The organism is Bradyrhizobium sp. JR3.5 (assembly GCF_054057015.1).
On the sequence record NZ_JBSRYV010000002.1, the window covers coordinates 3,478,401 to 3,491,616 of the forward strand.

The 13,216-nt window shown below is 65.5% G+C and carries 16 protein-coding genes and 1 pseudogene; 7 read left to right on the forward strand and 10 right to left on the reverse strand.

From position 1 onward, the window contains the following. Positions 1–103 precede the first annotated feature (103 nt). From ACVWW1_RS33465 to soxX, 7 genes are all read right to left on the reverse strand, one after another. The gene (locus ACVWW1_RS33465) at positions 104–559 is read right to left on the reverse strand and encodes a DsrE family protein (protein ID WP_456658830.1); all 456 of its coding nucleotides are present in this window, start codon (positions 557–559) and stop codon (positions 104–106) included. Further along, entirely contained in the window at positions 556–2,304 is a 1,749-nt protein-coding gene (gene soxB, locus ACVWW1_RS33470; RefSeq protein ID WP_456658831.1) for a thiosulfohydrolase SoxB, read from the reverse strand. The genes ACVWW1_RS33465 and soxB overlap by 4 nt, the downstream gene beginning before the upstream one ends. A gap of 192 nt (positions 2,305–2,496) precedes the next feature. After that, on the reverse strand, positions 2,497–2,811 hold the full coding sequence (locus tag ACVWW1_RS33475) for a hypothetical protein (RefSeq protein ID WP_456658832.1): 315 nt from the start codon (positions 2,809–2,811) through the stop codon (positions 2,497–2,499). After that, the gene (gene soxA / locus ACVWW1_RS33480; RefSeq protein ID WP_456658833.1) at positions 2,808–3,668 is read right to left on the reverse strand and encodes a sulfur oxidation c-type cytochrome SoxA; all 861 of its coding nucleotides are present in this window, start codon (positions 3,666–3,668) and stop codon (positions 2,808–2,810) included. The genes ACVWW1_RS33475 and soxA overlap by 4 nt, the downstream gene beginning before the upstream one ends. Then, positions 3,665–3,976 carry a thiosulfate oxidation carrier complex protein SoxZ gene (gene soxZ, locus ACVWW1_RS33485; protein WP_050419904.1) on the reverse strand — a complete coding sequence of 104 codons (312 nt, stop codon included), beginning with the start codon at positions 3,974–3,976 and terminating at the stop codon, positions 3,665–3,667. Before soxZ ends, soxA begins: the two co-directional genes overlap by 4 nt. Before the next feature lie 221 nt (positions 3,977–4,197). Continuing rightward, entirely contained in the window at positions 4,198–4,692 is a 495-nt protein-coding gene (soxY, locus tag ACVWW1_RS33490; RefSeq protein WP_456658834.1) for a thiosulfate oxidation carrier protein SoxY, read from the reverse strand. A gap of 32 nt (positions 4,693–4,724) precedes the next feature. Beyond that, entirely contained in the window at positions 4,725–5,009 is a 285-nt protein-coding gene (gene soxX / locus ACVWW1_RS33495) for a sulfur oxidation c-type cytochrome SoxX (protein ID WP_456660734.1), read from the reverse strand. Positions 5,010–5,381: 372 nt separating this feature from the next. On the opposite strand from soxX, the gene ACVWW1_RS33500 reads away from it, so the two are divergent. The 4 genes from ACVWW1_RS33500 to ACVWW1_RS33515 all read left to right on the forward strand — a co-directional run bounded on the left by ACVWW1_RS33500 (position 5,382) and on the right by ACVWW1_RS33515 (position 9,753). Beyond that, positions 5,382–6,071: a DUF938 domain-containing protein gene (locus ACVWW1_RS33500; RefSeq protein ID WP_456658835.1), complete on the forward strand. Its 690-nt coding sequence runs from the start codon at positions 5,382–5,384 to the stop codon at positions 6,069–6,071. Positions 6,072–6,385: 314 nt separating this feature from the next. Further along, the gene (locus tag ACVWW1_RS33505) at positions 6,386–6,883 is read left to right on the forward strand and encodes a type II toxin-antitoxin system HicB family antitoxin (RefSeq protein WP_456658836.1); all 498 of its coding nucleotides are present in this window, start codon (positions 6,386–6,388) and stop codon (positions 6,881–6,883) included. A gap of 290 nt (positions 6,884–7,173) precedes the next feature. Then, positions 7,174–8,418 carry an MFS transporter gene (locus tag ACVWW1_RS33510; protein WP_456658837.1) on the forward strand — a complete coding sequence of 415 codons (1,245 nt, stop codon included), beginning with the start codon at positions 7,174–7,176 and terminating at the stop codon, positions 8,416–8,418. Positions 8,419–8,535: 117 nt separating this feature from the next. Beyond that, positions 8,536–9,753, forward strand: a complete 1,218-nt coding sequence (locus ACVWW1_RS33515; RefSeq protein WP_456658838.1) for an MFS transporter — start codon at positions 8,536–8,538, stop codon at positions 9,751–9,753. 114 nt (positions 9,754–9,867) lie between these two features. Here the strand turns inward: ACVWW1_RS33515 and ACVWW1_RS33520 are convergent, their stop codons facing one another. Then, positions 9,868–10,308: a helix-turn-helix domain-containing protein gene (locus ACVWW1_RS33520; RefSeq protein ID WP_456658839.1), complete on the reverse strand. Its 441-nt coding sequence runs from the start codon at positions 10,306–10,308 to the stop codon at positions 9,868–9,870. Positions 10,309–10,403: 95 nt separating this feature from the next. On the opposite strand from ACVWW1_RS33520, the gene ACVWW1_RS33525 reads away from it, so the two are divergent. Genes ACVWW1_RS33525 through ACVWW1_RS33535 form a run of 3 tightly spaced genes read left to right on the forward strand, consistent with a single transcriptional unit; the run spans position 10,404 to position 11,764 of the window. Next, positions 10,404–11,267, forward strand: a complete 864-nt coding sequence (locus tag ACVWW1_RS33525; protein ID WP_456658840.1) for a class I SAM-dependent methyltransferase — start codon at positions 10,404–10,406, stop codon at positions 11,265–11,267. Continuing rightward, entirely contained in the window at positions 11,260–11,544 is a 285-nt protein-coding gene (locus ACVWW1_RS33530; RefSeq protein WP_456658841.1) for a DUF2938 family protein, read from the forward strand. Before ACVWW1_RS33525 ends, ACVWW1_RS33530 begins: the two co-directional genes overlap by 8 nt. Then, positions 11,519–11,764 carry a DUF2938 family protein gene (locus ACVWW1_RS33535; protein WP_456660735.1) on the forward strand — a complete coding sequence of 82 codons (246 nt, stop codon included), beginning with the start codon at positions 11,519–11,521 and terminating at the stop codon, positions 11,762–11,764. The genes ACVWW1_RS33530 and ACVWW1_RS33535 overlap by 26 nt, the downstream gene beginning before the upstream one ends. Before the next feature lie 106 nt (positions 11,765–11,870). On the opposite strand, the gene ACVWW1_RS33540 is transcribed toward ACVWW1_RS33535, so the two are convergent. Both ACVWW1_RS33540 and ACVWW1_RS33545 read right to left on the reverse strand, forming a co-directional pair. Further along, positions 11,871–12,365, reverse strand: coding sequence for a VOC family protein (locus tag ACVWW1_RS33540; protein ID WP_456658842.1), 495 nt, complete (start codon positions 12,363–12,365; stop codon positions 11,871–11,873). A 149-nt stretch (positions 12,366–12,514) separates the two neighbouring features. Further along, positions 12,515–13,048: pseudogene (locus tag ACVWW1_RS33545) on the reverse strand (carboxymuconolactone decarboxylase family protein); the annotation flags it as partial. Between the last annotated feature and the right edge of the window lie 168 nt (positions 13,049–13,216).

Genomic DNA, 13,216 nt, shown 5'->3' on the forward strand with positions numbered 1-13,216 from the left:
CATGGTCCCGCCACCCCTGAGGAGCCGCGTAGCGGCGTCTCGAAGGGTCAACGGCCCGGCTCTTTCCGCGGGAGGGGTTATGCGCGTTCAGGCGACGGCGGTGTTAAGGACGGACCAGCGTGTATCCGTTCTCGGTGAGAAGCAGGATCTGTGCGACGCCGACCTCCACGGGGGTGGCGGTTGCGATGTAGTCCGGCCGCTTGCCGGTGTCGCGCTCGATCGTGTCGACGGTGTTGAGGCAGATGTCGACCCGCGCGCCCTGCGCGACCAGGCTCTCGACCAGCTTGCGGTTGGCATTGTCAGGCTTGAGCAAGTCGATGCCCGGGCCGAAGGCGACGATCTCGACCGCGACCTTGTCGGGGTCGTAGTGCTTCATCAGATTGTTGGCGACGCTGATGACGAGGCCCTGCTTCTTCGGATCGTTATCGGAGAGCTGCAGCACGACCTTGTGCTCGGCGAACGGCTTGTCCTGCAACGGCGCGAGCTGGGCGCGGGCCGGCGGCGTTGCCAGCGCGATCGCCGCAAAGCCGAGCGCCGCGATGAACGCGCGCCGCGTCATCCGTGCCTCGCAATGCCCGGGTTGTCCTCGACGCCTTTCAGCGTCACGCCGGGTTCGTCGCGGTTCGGCGGCCGGCCGGAGCGCAGATGCCTGGCCACGACATCCCATATCGGTGCGCCGTTCTGCTGGTTGACCGAGGCCCAGCCCGCGACCTTGTAATGCTTGCCGGCTTCGAGATGCTTGCCGTTGCCGAGCTTCAGCTCGGAAATGCGCTTGCCGACGGTCTCGCCTGGCGTGCAGGTGTAGGCGAGGTCGCCAACACGGACCATGTCACCGCCCTGCTGATAATAGGGATCGACGTTGAACAAATTGTCGCAGACGTCTTCCAGCACATCCTTGATCTGGCTGCCGGTCATCGTGGCGACGTAGGTCTCGGGATAGGTGATCGCGGTTTCCGACAGCACGTCTTCCATGGTCAGCGGCTGGCCGGCGAGTGTGGTGAGGCCCCAGCGGAAGCCGGGCGACAGCGCGATTTCGGCGTTGAGCTCGTTCAGCAGCGCATCGCAGATCAGCTGGTCGATGGTGCCGGAGAAATTGCCGCGGCGGTAGAGCAGGCGGTCGGCCGTGCCGAGCTTGTCGCTCCATTCGTCGGCATGCGGATCGCGCATCTTGTCGATCAGCGCCTGCATCGCCGGATCGGGCTTCAAGAGCTCGGCAAACACCGGCAGCAGGCGATAGCGGAGATTGGCGACCTTGCCCTTGGCGAGCTCGAGATCGAGCACGCCGATGAACTTGCCGTTGGAGCCGGCATTGGTGACCAGCGTGACGCCGCCGGCATTGGTCACCGTGATCGGGATCGGGATCGCGTCATGGGTGTGGCCGCCGAGGATGACGTCGATGCCGGTGACACGGCTGGCGAGCTTGAGGTCGACGTCCATGCCGTTATGCGACAGCAAAATCACCGCCTCGACCTTGTCGTTGTTGCGATGGCCGTCAACGAGCTTTTGCAGCTCCTCATCGCGGATGCCGAACTTCCAGTCCGGCGTGAAGCGCTTGGGGTGCGCGATCGGCACGTAAGGAAAGGCCTGGCCGATGATCGCGACGCGATGGCCGCCGATCTCCTTGATGACAGACGGCTTGAACACCCGCCCCGAGGCTGGATCGAACGCCTTGGCGTCGTTGAACGCGGCTTCCTCGGTCAGGAATACGTTCTGCGCCAGAAACTCGCCCTTGAAGCGGGAGAGATTGTCGCGCAGCACCTGCTCGCCATAGGTGAACTCCCAATGCCCGGTCATTGCCTCGATGCCGAGCAGATTGGCGGCCTCCACCATGTCGGCGCCGTTCATGGCGTTGGCGAGCCCTGAGCCCTGCCAGAGGTCGCCGCCGTCGAGCAGGATCGAACGCTTTTCGCCGACATCGGCGCGCAGCTTGTCGATCAGCGTCTTGAGATGGGCAAAGCCGCCGAGCCGGCCGAAGCGGACGGCGGCCTTCTCGAACTCGACGCAGGTAAAGGCATAGGCATCGGCGCTGTCGGGCCGGATGCCGAAGCGGTCGAGGAACGCCTTGCCCACCAAATGCGGCGGCTGGCCGGCCATCGCGCCGACGCCGATATTGACGCCGGGCTCGCGGAAGAACACCGGCTTGAGCTGCGCATGCGTGTCGGTCATGTGCAGGATGCGGGCGTTGCCGAAGCGTTCGAAGTCGTAGACGCTGGCGGTATCGGCACTGCGCGCGAGCCGGGGCAGGCCGGCCACAAGCGTTGCGGCGGCCGAAGCTCTCAGGAAATCCCGGCGGCGGATGATCATCACTCTCTCCGCGCCCCTCTTCACCTCTCCCGCTTGCGGGCGAGGTCGTATCGCATCGCAGATGCGATACGGGTGGGGGCTCTTTCCACACAATGAACGGGGTGAATCGCGGCGAAACCCCCAGCCCAACCCTCCCCCGCAAGCGGGAGAGGGGGCGCAGGGAGCTCGCGGGTCAACCTCATCCCAAACTCATCAACGAACTTCCATGTCCTTCCAGCGTTCCTTTTCGCTGGTCGCCTGGAAGATCGATGCCTTTGCCAGCGCCTCGGCCTCCTTGGCCTGGGTGACTGCGGCGTCGAAATCACCAGCCTCACCGGCCTTTTTTGCGGCGGATAGCGTCGAGGCTGTCGTGGTCCACTGGTTGCGCAGCAGGCCTGCTTCCTTGTTGGCGGCCTCAGCCGCGGCGTAGGCCGCGTTGTAGTCGGCTTCGGAGGCGGCGAGGGCTGCGGTTGCCGTTGCGATCAGCAGGGCCGATGCCGCGAAGATGGCTCTGATGGCCGCGCTCATGGCCTTGCTCCCGGACCCGAAATCGGCAGGCCATTACTGACATAGGACAGGTAGTATTCGAGGTTGCGGTACTCGTCGTCCTGCGGATTGAGCGGCACGCCGCGGATCTGGCTGTTGCAGGTGGTGAAGCGGCGGCTGGTCGTGCCCATGCCTGACCATTCCGAGCGGTAGATCGGCATCGCGTTCAGGATGCCGAGCGCCGGCGCCAGCACCTCGGCGCGGATCCGTTCGCCCGGGCTCTGGATATGGCAGGTGGCGCAGGAGAAATTGAGCTGGCCGCGGCGGGTGTAGAAATACTCCTTGCCCTTCTGATAGGCCTCCAGCGCGCGCGGATCGTCCGGGATCTTGATGTCCATCGGCTTGCCGCGCGAGGTGAAGGCCATGTAGGCGGTGAGCGCCGCCATGTCGTCCTTCACATAGGAGAACGGCGCCTCGCCATTGGCCTCGCGGCAGCGGTTGAGCGCGAGCTCGAGCGTGACGACCTTGCCTTCCTTTTCGTCGAAATAGGGATAGTTCTGGCGGATGCCGATGCCCTGGTTCGGGAAGCAGTCGGCGTAGGTCTTGCCGTTCTTGAACGGCGTCGAGAACATTTCCTTGCCGGCCTCGAGCGAGAACTCGTAGGGCGGAAACTGTTCCTTCTCTTCCCACTGCTTGTGCAGGTCCTCATTCATCGAATAGGGACCGTTGACGAAATCCTCGGGCTTCAGCTTGGGGAATTTGCTGGTGAAGAATTTCTGGAACGCGGCCTTGTCGGCGGCGGGATCGACGGCGCCGGCTGCGTGCGCGGCCGGCGCCAGCGCCAGCACGCCGAGGGCGAGCGTGGCAATCGCTGCGCGGATTGCGGACCGCCGCGTCATTGAATCTTCGCCGTGGTGGTGTCGGTCGCGCCCTTGTTGTCGACCCAGCTGACCTTCAGATCGTCGCCCTTCTTGCCGCCCTTGAAGGCGAATTTGACATAGGGGTCCTTGGAGACGCCGCCGCCCCAGTCGGCGACGAACACCGGCTTGCCGTCATACTCGAAGGTCAGCACCTGGATGAAATGCGGCGGGATGATCTCGCCCTTGGCGTCCTTGACGAAGCCGGAATCCATCGGATGCTGGATCAGCGCCTGCACCTCGGTGGTGTCGCCGTTTGACGTGGCGCGCACGCGAATGCTCGATGCCATTTGGTTTATTCCTCTGTTATCGCAACGGCCCGTCCGGCGGGCTCGCTTCACCTCTCCCGCTTGCGGGGGAGGTCGGATCGCATCGCAAGATGCGATCCGGGTGGGGGCTCGCTCCAAACGAAGAGCATCTATCGTGGCAAAACCCCCACCCCGACCCTCCCCCGCAAGCGGGAGAGGGAGCGCAGCGAGTTTGCGGGTTCGATCGATGCTCATCATGTGCACTAGCCGCCGCAGCCGCCGACGGTGACCTTGATTTCCTTGCTCGCGCTGTAGAGCTTGCCGCCGGCCTCGACGATCACGGTGACGTTGCTGGTCTTGGCCATCTTGATGCGGTTGGCGACGCTCGGCAGCGTGCCGGCCGGAATCCTGTACGAGGCGATCAGCGAGATCGGGTTCTCGCTCACCAGGAACGAGATCGAGGTGACGTCGGCCAGCGTCGTGGTGGCGTTGATCGGCACCACGGCGCCGTTCTCGGCGATCTCCGGTGCGTCCATCTTGACCTTGTCCGAGGGCTCGGCGGTCTTGCCATAGAGCGCCTTGATCGCATCGGCCTCGTTCTTCTGCTTGAACGCCTCTTGCGGATATTTGTCGTTGGCGGCGGCGAGCGCCTGCGGCACGTCGAACGGAATGACGCCGAGGCCGATCAGCGCGGCGACGCCCGCGCCCTTCAACACCAGGCGGCGCGTTCCGGAAAATTCGCTGGTCGTGATGTTCATCGAGAAAATCTCCTCAAGCTGATGTCGCCGCGTCACAGCGTCTGCAGGAAGTCCACCACCGCGCCGATTTCCTTCTCGCTCAAAATCCGGTTTCGGCCGAACGGCGGCATCACCGTCTGCGGGTTGCGCTTGGTCTCGTCGGTCACGATCGCGATCAGCTCGTCGCGGCTGTATTTCGCCTTGAGGCCGGTTAATTCGGGGCCGATCGTGCCGGGCAGCTCGCCGCCCTTGATGACATGGCAGGTCAGGCAATTGCCCTTGCCGCGGTCGAAGGCGAGCTTCTGGCCCTCGGCGGCGGATTGGGCCTGCGCGGCCATGGCGGTGCCCGCCAGCAGCGCCAGGACAAGGGCTGGCTTGGAGAAAGTGGCGATCAAGGACGTTTCCCGGGCTTCAATCTCGATGATCCCATCGCAATATAAGAGTGGAAAGCACAAAGGCCATCGGCTGGCAACTCGGAGAATAGGCGCGTCGCGACGGGGTTAATGCCAGAGCGACATAGACGAAGTTAGACCCGTCACCCTGAGGTGCGAGCGGAGCGAGCCTCGAAGGGTCGACGGCCTGACTGTGGCCGATTCATCCTTCGAGGCTCGCAAGGGCTCGCACCTCAGGATGACGGGAAGGGCATCTGTCGGTTCCGTTTTGCCCATCGTGGCTGCACTGTCTACATTAGGCTAACAGGAGAAGGCGCGGTGGCGGAGTTTGTCGTGGAGTTCGGCAAGGACGGCAGGCCGGTCGAGGCGGACGGGCGGCTCGACGCGGCGGCATTCCACCGCAATCACCAGCCGATCTGGGCGGTCCTCAAGGACTACCTTGCCGGCCGATCCGGCGGCGTGCTGGAAGCCGGCAGCGGCACCGGCCAGCACGTCGTCTATTTCGCCGGTCGAACGCCCGACATCATCTGGTGGCCGAGCGACCTCCATGCGGCGCATCTGCGCAGCATCGAGGCCTGGCGCGTCCATGCCGGCTTGGCCAACATCCGACAGCCGCAGCCGATCGATCTGTCCGACCCCGCCTGGTCGCCGACGCCGTCGGACGGCAAGGGTCCGGACAAACTGCTCGCGATCTTCTGCGCCAATGTGATCCACATCGCGCCGTGGCGCGTCGCCGAGGGCCTGTTCGCCGGCGCCGCACGGCATTTGCGCGCTGACGGCCGGCTGTTCCTCTACGGCCCGTTCAAGCGCGGCGGCAAGCACACCGCGCTCAGCAACGCCGTGTTCGATACGTCGTTGCGCGAACGCGACGCCGAGTGGGGCGTACGCGACATCGCCGATGTCGAGGCTCTTGCGGAGAGTGTCGGCCTGAAGCTCGACGGCACCTTCGAGATGCCGGCCAACAACATGATCCTGATGTTCGTCCGGAAGGATGCGGCTCAATCGTAGAGGGATTAGCCGACTGCGTCCGCCGTAGCGCAGCGTGCGAAGGCGGAAGGCGTAATCCACCACTGTGACGTGCCGCGAACGATGGCGGGTTATGCTTCGCTAGCCCGCCCTGCAAGACCAATATTGGCTTAGCTATCAGCCGGGCACCATCAGTCCCCGCGCAGCCGGCAACGTTCGTCGGCAATCCCGGCACTGCTGCGTCACCTTCTGTCAGCCGCCGTCGTCGATCGCCAGGCTTTCCTCGTTGATCCAAGATGTGTCATTTGACACACCGGTAGTGTGTGAAATAGCATACTCGGACGACGGAGGCCAGAATGACGAGGCGACTTTATCCGGCCGTGCTGGAGCGCGGTCCGCGCGGCGCGTTCGGGGCGTGGTTTCCTGACTTTCCGGGTTGCGTTGCCGGCGGCAAGTCGCAGGAAGAGGCGATCGAGCGGGCCGAGCGGGCGCTGGCGCAGGCGGTCGACGGCTGGGTCGAGCAGGGCCACGGGTTGCCGGAGCCGACGCCGATCGAGCGGATCGTGCCGCCCAAGGGCTCCGACGTCGCCGCCTTCTTCATGGTCGGCGTAGATCCGCCCGATCCATCCGAGCGCGTCAACGTCTATCTGCCGAAAAGCCTGATTGCGCGCATCGACAGGCGCGCCGCCGAGCTCGGCATGAGCCGTTCGAGCTTCTTCGGCTTTGCGAGCTCGCTCGCGCTCGAATGGCCGGGCGGCTATCCGCGCGGCGCTCCAATCGCGCCGCGCTCCAAGGTCCACAAGACCGGAGCGCTGCGCGCCGAGAAGCGGCCGGGCAAGAAGCCGGCGCGGTAGGTGTCTCTCGTCAAGCTCTATCACCGTCACCCTGAGGAGCGCGTAGCGCATCTCGAAGGGTCGACGGCCCGGCTGGTGGCCGTGCATCCTTCGAGGCTCGCTCCGCTCGCACCTCAGGATGACGGGAATAATAGAGGTGCGGGCCTGCGATAGCGCGTGAGAGCAGGGCTAACCCTCGTGCGCCTCCCGCATGGCCTACGTCCGTTTGCGCCGGTTGATCGGCCTGCACCTGCTCTCCATAGTGCCCGCGATTTGGGGGCTCCCGCCGGGGCTTCAAGGCGGGACGACCGATGATCGACGTGACGGCTGCGGATGAGACGAGCGACGACGCGCGGGCGCGCAGCAATGTGTGGCGGCTTGCGGCGGCGCAGGCGCTGACCGGCGCCAATTCGGCCGTGATCTTCGCCACCGGCTCGATCGTCGGTGCGACGCTGGCACCCGACATCTCGCTCGCGACGGTGCCGCTCTCGATGTATGTGCTCGGGCTTGCCGCCGGCACGCTGCCGACCGGCGCGATCTCGCGCGCCTATGGCAGGCGGATCGCCTTCATCGTCGGCACCTTCTGCGGCACGCTCACCGGTGCGCTCGGCGCCTGGGCGATCCTGCGCTCGTCGTTCTGGCTGTTCTGCGGCGCGACCTTCCTCGGCGGGCTCTACGGCGCCGTCGCGCAGTCCTATCGCTTTGCCGCCGCCGACGGCGCCAGTGTCGCGTTCCGGCCCAAGGCGGTGTCGTGGGTGATGGCCGGTGGCGTGTTCGCCGGCGTGCTCGGGCCACAGCTCGTGCAATGGACCATGGATATCTGGCCGCCTTATCTGTTCGCGTTCTCCTTCGTGATGCAGGCGCTGGTCGCGCTGGTGGCGATGGCGGTGCTGTCGGGTGTCGACGCGCCGAAGCCCGCGGCGGCGGATCTGCATGGCGGCCGCCCTCTGCGCGAGATCGCCAGGCAGCCGCGTTTCATCGCCGCCGCGCTGTGCGGCGTGATCGCCTATCCGATGATGAATCTGGTGATGACCTCGGCGCCGCTCGCGATGAAGATGTGCGGGCTGGCGGTCAGCGATTCCAATTTCGGCATCCAGTGGCACATCGTGGCGATGTACGGCCCGAGCTTCTTCACGGGCTCGCTGATCGCCCGCTTCGGCGCGCCCGTCATCGTCGCGCTCGGGCTGGCGCTGGAGGCGGTCGCCGCGATGATCGGCCTGTCCGGCATCACGGCACCGCACTTCTGGGCGACGCTGTTCGTGCTCGGCATCGGCTGGAACTTCGCATTCGTCGGCGCCTCCGCGCTGGTGCTGGAAACGCACCGGCCGCAGGAACGCAACAAGGTGCAGGCGTTCAACGATTTCCTGGTGTTCGGCATGATGGCGATCGGTTCGTTCTCCTCGGGCCAGCTGCTCGCGCATTACGGCTGGAACGCCGTCAACATGGTGGTGTTTCCGCCGGTGCTGCTTGGCCTTGCCGTGTTGTCGCTGGCGTCATTCGCCAAGCGGCGGGCGAAATTGCGCGCGGTGGAAGAAGTCCCGGATCTCAGTCTTTGATCCCTGCTGCCAATTGCTGACACTTCGATCAGTTTCGAAATGACCGGCTTGCAAGGCTGCCCACATCGTGGGAACGGATTAGTCCGGTCCTGACGATGTGAGAAGCCAGAGCAAGAAATGGACGCATCATCACCCACGCTGCATGACGAATCCTCGCTCGGCTACGAAGGCTGGCGCATCGTCGTCGTCTGCTTCCTGCTTGCCACCTTCGGCTGGGGATTGGGCTTCTACGGACAGAGCGTCTATGTCGCCGAGCTGCAACGGCTGCACGGCTGGCCGGCGTCGCTGATCTCGTCGGGCACGACGTTCTTCTACCTGTTTGGAGCCGCGCTGGTGGCCTTCGTCAGCGAGGCGATCAAGGCGTTCGGTGCGCGCAGCTGCCTGATCGCGGGCACCCTCGCGATGGCGGTTGCGGCGGTTGCGATCGGCGAGGTGCGTGAGCCCTGGCAGCTCTATCTCGCCGACGCGCTATTGGCGTTCGGCTGGGCCGGCACCAGCCTCGGCATCATCACCAACACGCTCGGCCTGTGGTTCGACAGGAAGCGCGGCATGGCGATCAGCCTGGCGCTGAACGGCGCAAGTTTTGGCGGGATTATCGGCGTGCCGCTGCTGGTGGCGGGGATCGGCGCTTTCGGCTTCTCCGGCGCGATGATCGCGGCCGCCGTGCTGCTCGTCGTGGTGATGGTGCCTGTGATCCTGATCTTCGTCGGGCGGCCGCCGGTGCATCTGCACGCGGTGACTTCAGCGGCGGCCGATGCGCCGTCGGCGACCCAGGTGCGCGCCCGGGCACTGCGCGACATCCGTTTCCTCTCGGTCTCGATTGCCTTCGCGCTGGTGCTGTTCGCCCAGGTCGGCTTCATCGTGCATCTGATCGCCTATCTCGATCAGGTGATCGGGCGCGAGCGCGCGACGGTGGCGATGGCGCTGTTGACCGCGATGGCGGTGGTCGGCCGCGTCTCGTTTTCCTTCGTGATCGACCGGCTCAACCAGCGGCTGGCGTCGGCGCTGTCCTTTGTCAGCCAGGCGATCGCGCTCGTCATCATCATCAATGTGCACAACGACGTCGCGCAGATCGCCGCCTGTGCGCTGTTCGGCTTCTCCGTCGGCAATCTGATCACGCTGCCGGCGCTGATCGTGCAGCGCGAATTCGACCCGCGCGCGTTCGGGGTGCTGGTCAGCCTGATCACCGCGATCAACCAGATCACCTACGCCTTCGGCCCCGGCGTGATCGGGCTGCTGCACGACCTCTCCGGCAGCTACACGCTGCCGTTCTACGGCTGTATCGGTCTCGAACTGATCGCGGGGGTGACGATCATGGTCGGCCGAAAAACGTAGCCCGGATGAAGCGAAGCGTAATCCGGGAACAGTGTCACCTCATGGAGAGAACCCCGGATTTCGCGCAGCCTGTCATCGGGCGCGCGTTCGCGCGACCCGTTAGCTGCATCCGGGCTACGATCCCGACTTGCGTCGCGGTTTCTTCGCCTTCTTCTCACCGATCTTGCCGGCCGCCGCGACCCGCAGCAGGCGTCGGAACGTCGGACATTCCATGTGGCTCGGCGCGGGGCAGACGGCGGCGTGGCGCAGGCCGTCGCGCATCGCGTTGAGGCGGCGGATGGTGCGGTCGAGGTCGTCGGCCTTGGCAGCCAGCATCTTTCGATCGATGCGTGGCCTGCCGTCGGGTGCGAACATTCTCGCGATCTCGTCGAGCGAGAAGCCGGAGGCGCGCCCGAGCGCGATCAGCGCCAGCCGGTCCAGCACGGCCGGATCGAACAGCCGGCGCAGCCCGCGCCGTCCATGCGAGGCGATCAGTCCTTTTTCCTCGTAGAAGCGCAAGGTCGAGGCGCGAACGCCCGATAGTTGCGCCACCTCCGCGATGTCGATGTCCCGCATGGCCTTGACCTCAAGTTCACTTGAACTGGCAGTGTGCCGCCAGGCGCTTGCCTAAGGCAAGTATCAGGACGGGCAAATAGCAAAAGGACGAGATCATGAGTATCGCACCGCAGGCCGCGGACGAGCAGGCCAAACTCTGGAACGGCGCTGCCGGGCGCGCCTGGGTCGAGACACGCGATGTGCTGGAGGGGATGTTCAAGCCGCTTGAAGAGCTGCTCGTTCAGGCCGTACCCGCAGCCGCGGCCGGCCATGTGCTCGATATCGGCTGCGGCACGGGCGCCACGACATTCGCCGTCGCTCACGTGCTCGGCCCGCAAGGGCATTGCACCGGCATCGACATCTCCGAACCGATGATCGCGGCGGCGCGTGACCGCGCGGAGCGGGAAGGGTGGCAGGCCAGCTTCATCTGCGCCGACGCGCAGACCCATGGCTTTGCACCGGCGAGCTTCGACATCATCATCTCGCGTCTCGGCGTGATGTTCTTTGCCGATCCGGTGCAGGCCTTCGCCAATCTGCGCCGCGCGGCCCGGCCGGGTGCGGCGCTCCGCTTTGTCGCGTGGCGCGGTGCGGCCGAGAACCCGTTCATGACGACGGCGGAGCGGGCGGCAAAGCCGCTGCTGCCAGATCTCCCGCCGCGGCGTCCCGACGCGCCGGGGCAATTCGGCTTCGCGGACCGGAAGCGGGTCGAGCGCATCCTGGAGGACAGCGGCTGGGGCGCGATCGCGATCGAGCCGATCGATGTCGCCTTGCGCTTTCCGGCATCGGAGCTGACCCGTTATGTGAGCTGGCTCGGCCCGGTCGGCACGATGCTGCAGGGGATGGAAGAGCCGCGTCGCACGCAGGTGATCGAGGCCGCACGCGGTGCCTTCGATCGCTACGTCCACGGCAACGAAATTCGCTTCACCGCGGCCTGCTGGATGGTTGCAGCGCGAGCACCGGTGGAGGCTGCGCATGGCTGACGCCGTGGAATTTCTGGCGCGTGCGATGCTGATCGGGACCGGCGCGACGGGCGTGATGGATATCTGGGGACTGGTCCGTAAGCTCCTGCTCGGCATCCCGCCGCTGGACTATGCGTTGGTCGGCCGGTGGCTCGGCCATCTCGCATCCGGGCGCCTGCGCCATGACCGCATCGCGGCGTCGCCGCAGGTCGCGGGCGAACGGGCGATCGGATGGGCCGCGCATTATCTGATCGGGATCGGCTTTGGCCGGCGTGCTGCTTGCGATCTTCGGCCTTGAGTGGGCGCGGCAGCCCAGCATCGTTCCGGCCCTGATGGTCGGGATCGGCAGCGCGGCCGCACCGTTCCTGGTGATGCAGCCCGCGATGGGCGCGGGCTTTGCCGCGAGCCGGACGCCCCATCCATGGGCCGCGCGGCTGCAGAGCCTCCTGACGCATGCGGTGTTCGGCGTTGGGCTCTACGCGGCCGGCTGGATCGTCCACATCTTGCTGAACCTGTAGCCCGGATGGAGCGAAGCGCAATCCGGGAACGGTATCACTTCATGGAGGCGAACCCCGGATTTCGCTTCGCTTCGTCCGGGCTACAAACTCCTTCCGGGCTACGGAATTACGCCACGCGCTGCTTCAGCAGATCTTCTAGGTCCAGCCGCCGCGTGAACATCGAAAGCTTGCCGTCCGCGCTGCGCGGCCATTCGGCTTCGGGTCGGTCCCAATAGAGCTCGACGCCGTTCTCGTCGGGGTCGCGCAGGTAGAGCGCCTGGCTGACGCCGTGGTCGCTGGCGCCATCAAGCTGGACGCCGGCCGACAGCACCCGATGCAGCGCATCGGCGAGTGCCGGGCGGGTCGGATAAAGGATGGCGGTGTGGAACAGGCCGGTGGTGCCGGGCGGCGGCGGATGGCCACCCTTGCTCTCCCAGGTGTTGAGGCCGATGTGGTGATGATAGCCGCCGGCCGAGATGAAGGCCGCGTCCGCGCCCATGCGCTGCTGCAACTCGAAGCCGAGCACGCCGCAGTAGAAGCCGAGCGCCCGCTCCAGATCGGCGACCTTGAGGTGCACATGCCCGATCCGCGTGCCCGCGATGATGGGGGGATTTTCTGGCATGAGCTGGCTCCGTTGGCATCAATGCCGTGCCGTCAGGGGCAAGGCTTCGCCGCCTGATATAGTCCGGATTTGCCGGCGCCGGAGCAATCCATCCTGAAACGCAGCGTTTCCGAACGGCGCCACGGCCGGCTGCGCCTAGCAGAGCTCCACGACAACTCGCCGCCCGGCAGCTGGAACTCGAATGTGTTCAGCGTCATCGACACCATGGTGTAGTAGCCGCAGAGGCCGATCACCTCGACCAGGCCGCGCAGGCTCAGCACCTCGACCGCCTCGTCATACAGTCCCTTCGGCAGGCCATGACCTTCGTGCAGCGCCTTAGCGACGTCGTAGATCATCCTGGCCTTGGGATCGTCGAAGCTCGGCGTCCGGCGCACCCGAATGTCCTCGATGATCTTCGGATCGAGGCCGCCCTTCAGCGCGAGGCGCTTGTGGGCATACCATTCGTAATGTGCGGTCCAGTGCCGCGCGGTGACGAGGATCGCGATCTCCGACAGCTTCGGCGGGAAGACCGTGTCGAAGCGCAGCACCTCGCCGAGCCGCGTGGCATGCCGCGCCATCTCCGGGCTGTTGAGCCAGGCCATCATCGGTGCCGGTGGCGCGCCGCGCTTGCCCGAGATCGACTCGTCGTAGGTTTCTTTCTGGGCGGGGTTCATTTCGCTAGGCGAAAGCAGCTTCAGCCGCATGTCCGTTTCCTCTTGTTTTTCAATCGTTACCCCGTCTCGGCGATACACCCGATCGCGTGAGGTGAGTAGCGACGCCAGAGCATGGCGCGGCTGTGAGGCATATTGAACTCGGCGGCCGCGCGGGGCTAAGGTCGATTCCAATTCGACGATTTTGACTGGAAACGCACC

Excerpts from the sequence above, each read along its gene's own strand:
- ACVWW1_RS33515 (WP_456658838.1), top strand. The coding sequence starts at position 8,536 with ATGGACGCATCATCACCCACGCTGCATGACGAATCCTCGCTCGGCTAC.
- soxX (WP_456660734.1), bottom strand. The coding sequence starts at position 5,009 with ATGGCCGCGCAGGCCCAATCCGCCGCCGAGGGCCAGAAGCTCGCCTTC.
- ACVWW1_RS33540 (WP_456658842.1), bottom strand. The coding sequence starts at position 12,365 with ATGCCAGAAAATCCCCCCATCATCGCGGGCACGCGGATCGGGCATGTG.
- ACVWW1_RS33510 (WP_456658837.1), top strand. The coding sequence starts at position 7,174 with ATGATCGACGTGACGGCTGCGGATGAGACGAGCGACGACGCGCGGGCG.
- ACVWW1_RS33525 (WP_456658840.1), top strand. The coding sequence starts at position 10,404 with ATGAGTATCGCACCGCAGGCCGCGGACGAGCAGGCCAAACTCTGGAAC.
- soxY (WP_456658834.1), bottom strand. The coding sequence starts at position 4,692 with ATGAACATCACGACCAGCGAATTTTCCGGAACGCGCCGCCTGGTGTTG.
- ACVWW1_RS33505 (WP_456658836.1), top strand. The coding sequence starts at position 6,386 with ATGACGAGGCGACTTTATCCGGCCGTGCTGGAGCGCGGTCCGCGCGGC.
- ACVWW1_RS33465 (WP_456658830.1), bottom strand. The coding sequence starts at position 559 with ATGACGCGGCGCGCGTTCATCGCGGCGCTCGGCTTTGCGGCGATCGCG.
- soxA (WP_456658833.1), bottom strand. The coding sequence starts at position 3,668 with ATGACGCGGCGGTCCGCAATCCGCGCAGCGATTGCCACGCTCGCCCTC.
- soxZ (WP_050419904.1), bottom strand. The coding sequence starts at position 3,976 with ATGGCATCGAGCATTCGCGTGCGCGCCACGTCAAACGGCGACACCACC.
- ACVWW1_RS33475 (WP_456658832.1), bottom strand. The coding sequence starts at position 2,811 with ATGAGCGCGGCCATCAGAGCCATCTTCGCGGCATCGGCCCTGCTGATC.
- soxB (WP_456658831.1), bottom strand. The coding sequence starts at position 2,304 with ATGATCATCCGCCGCCGGGATTTCCTGAGAGCTTCGGCCGCCGCAACG.
- ACVWW1_RS33530 (WP_456658841.1), top strand. The coding sequence starts at position 11,260 with ATGGCTGACGCCGTGGAATTTCTGGCGCGTGCGATGCTGATCGGGACC.
- ACVWW1_RS33520 (WP_456658839.1), bottom strand. The coding sequence starts at position 10,308 with ATGCGGGACATCGACATCGCGGAGGTGGCGCAACTATCGGGCGTTCGC.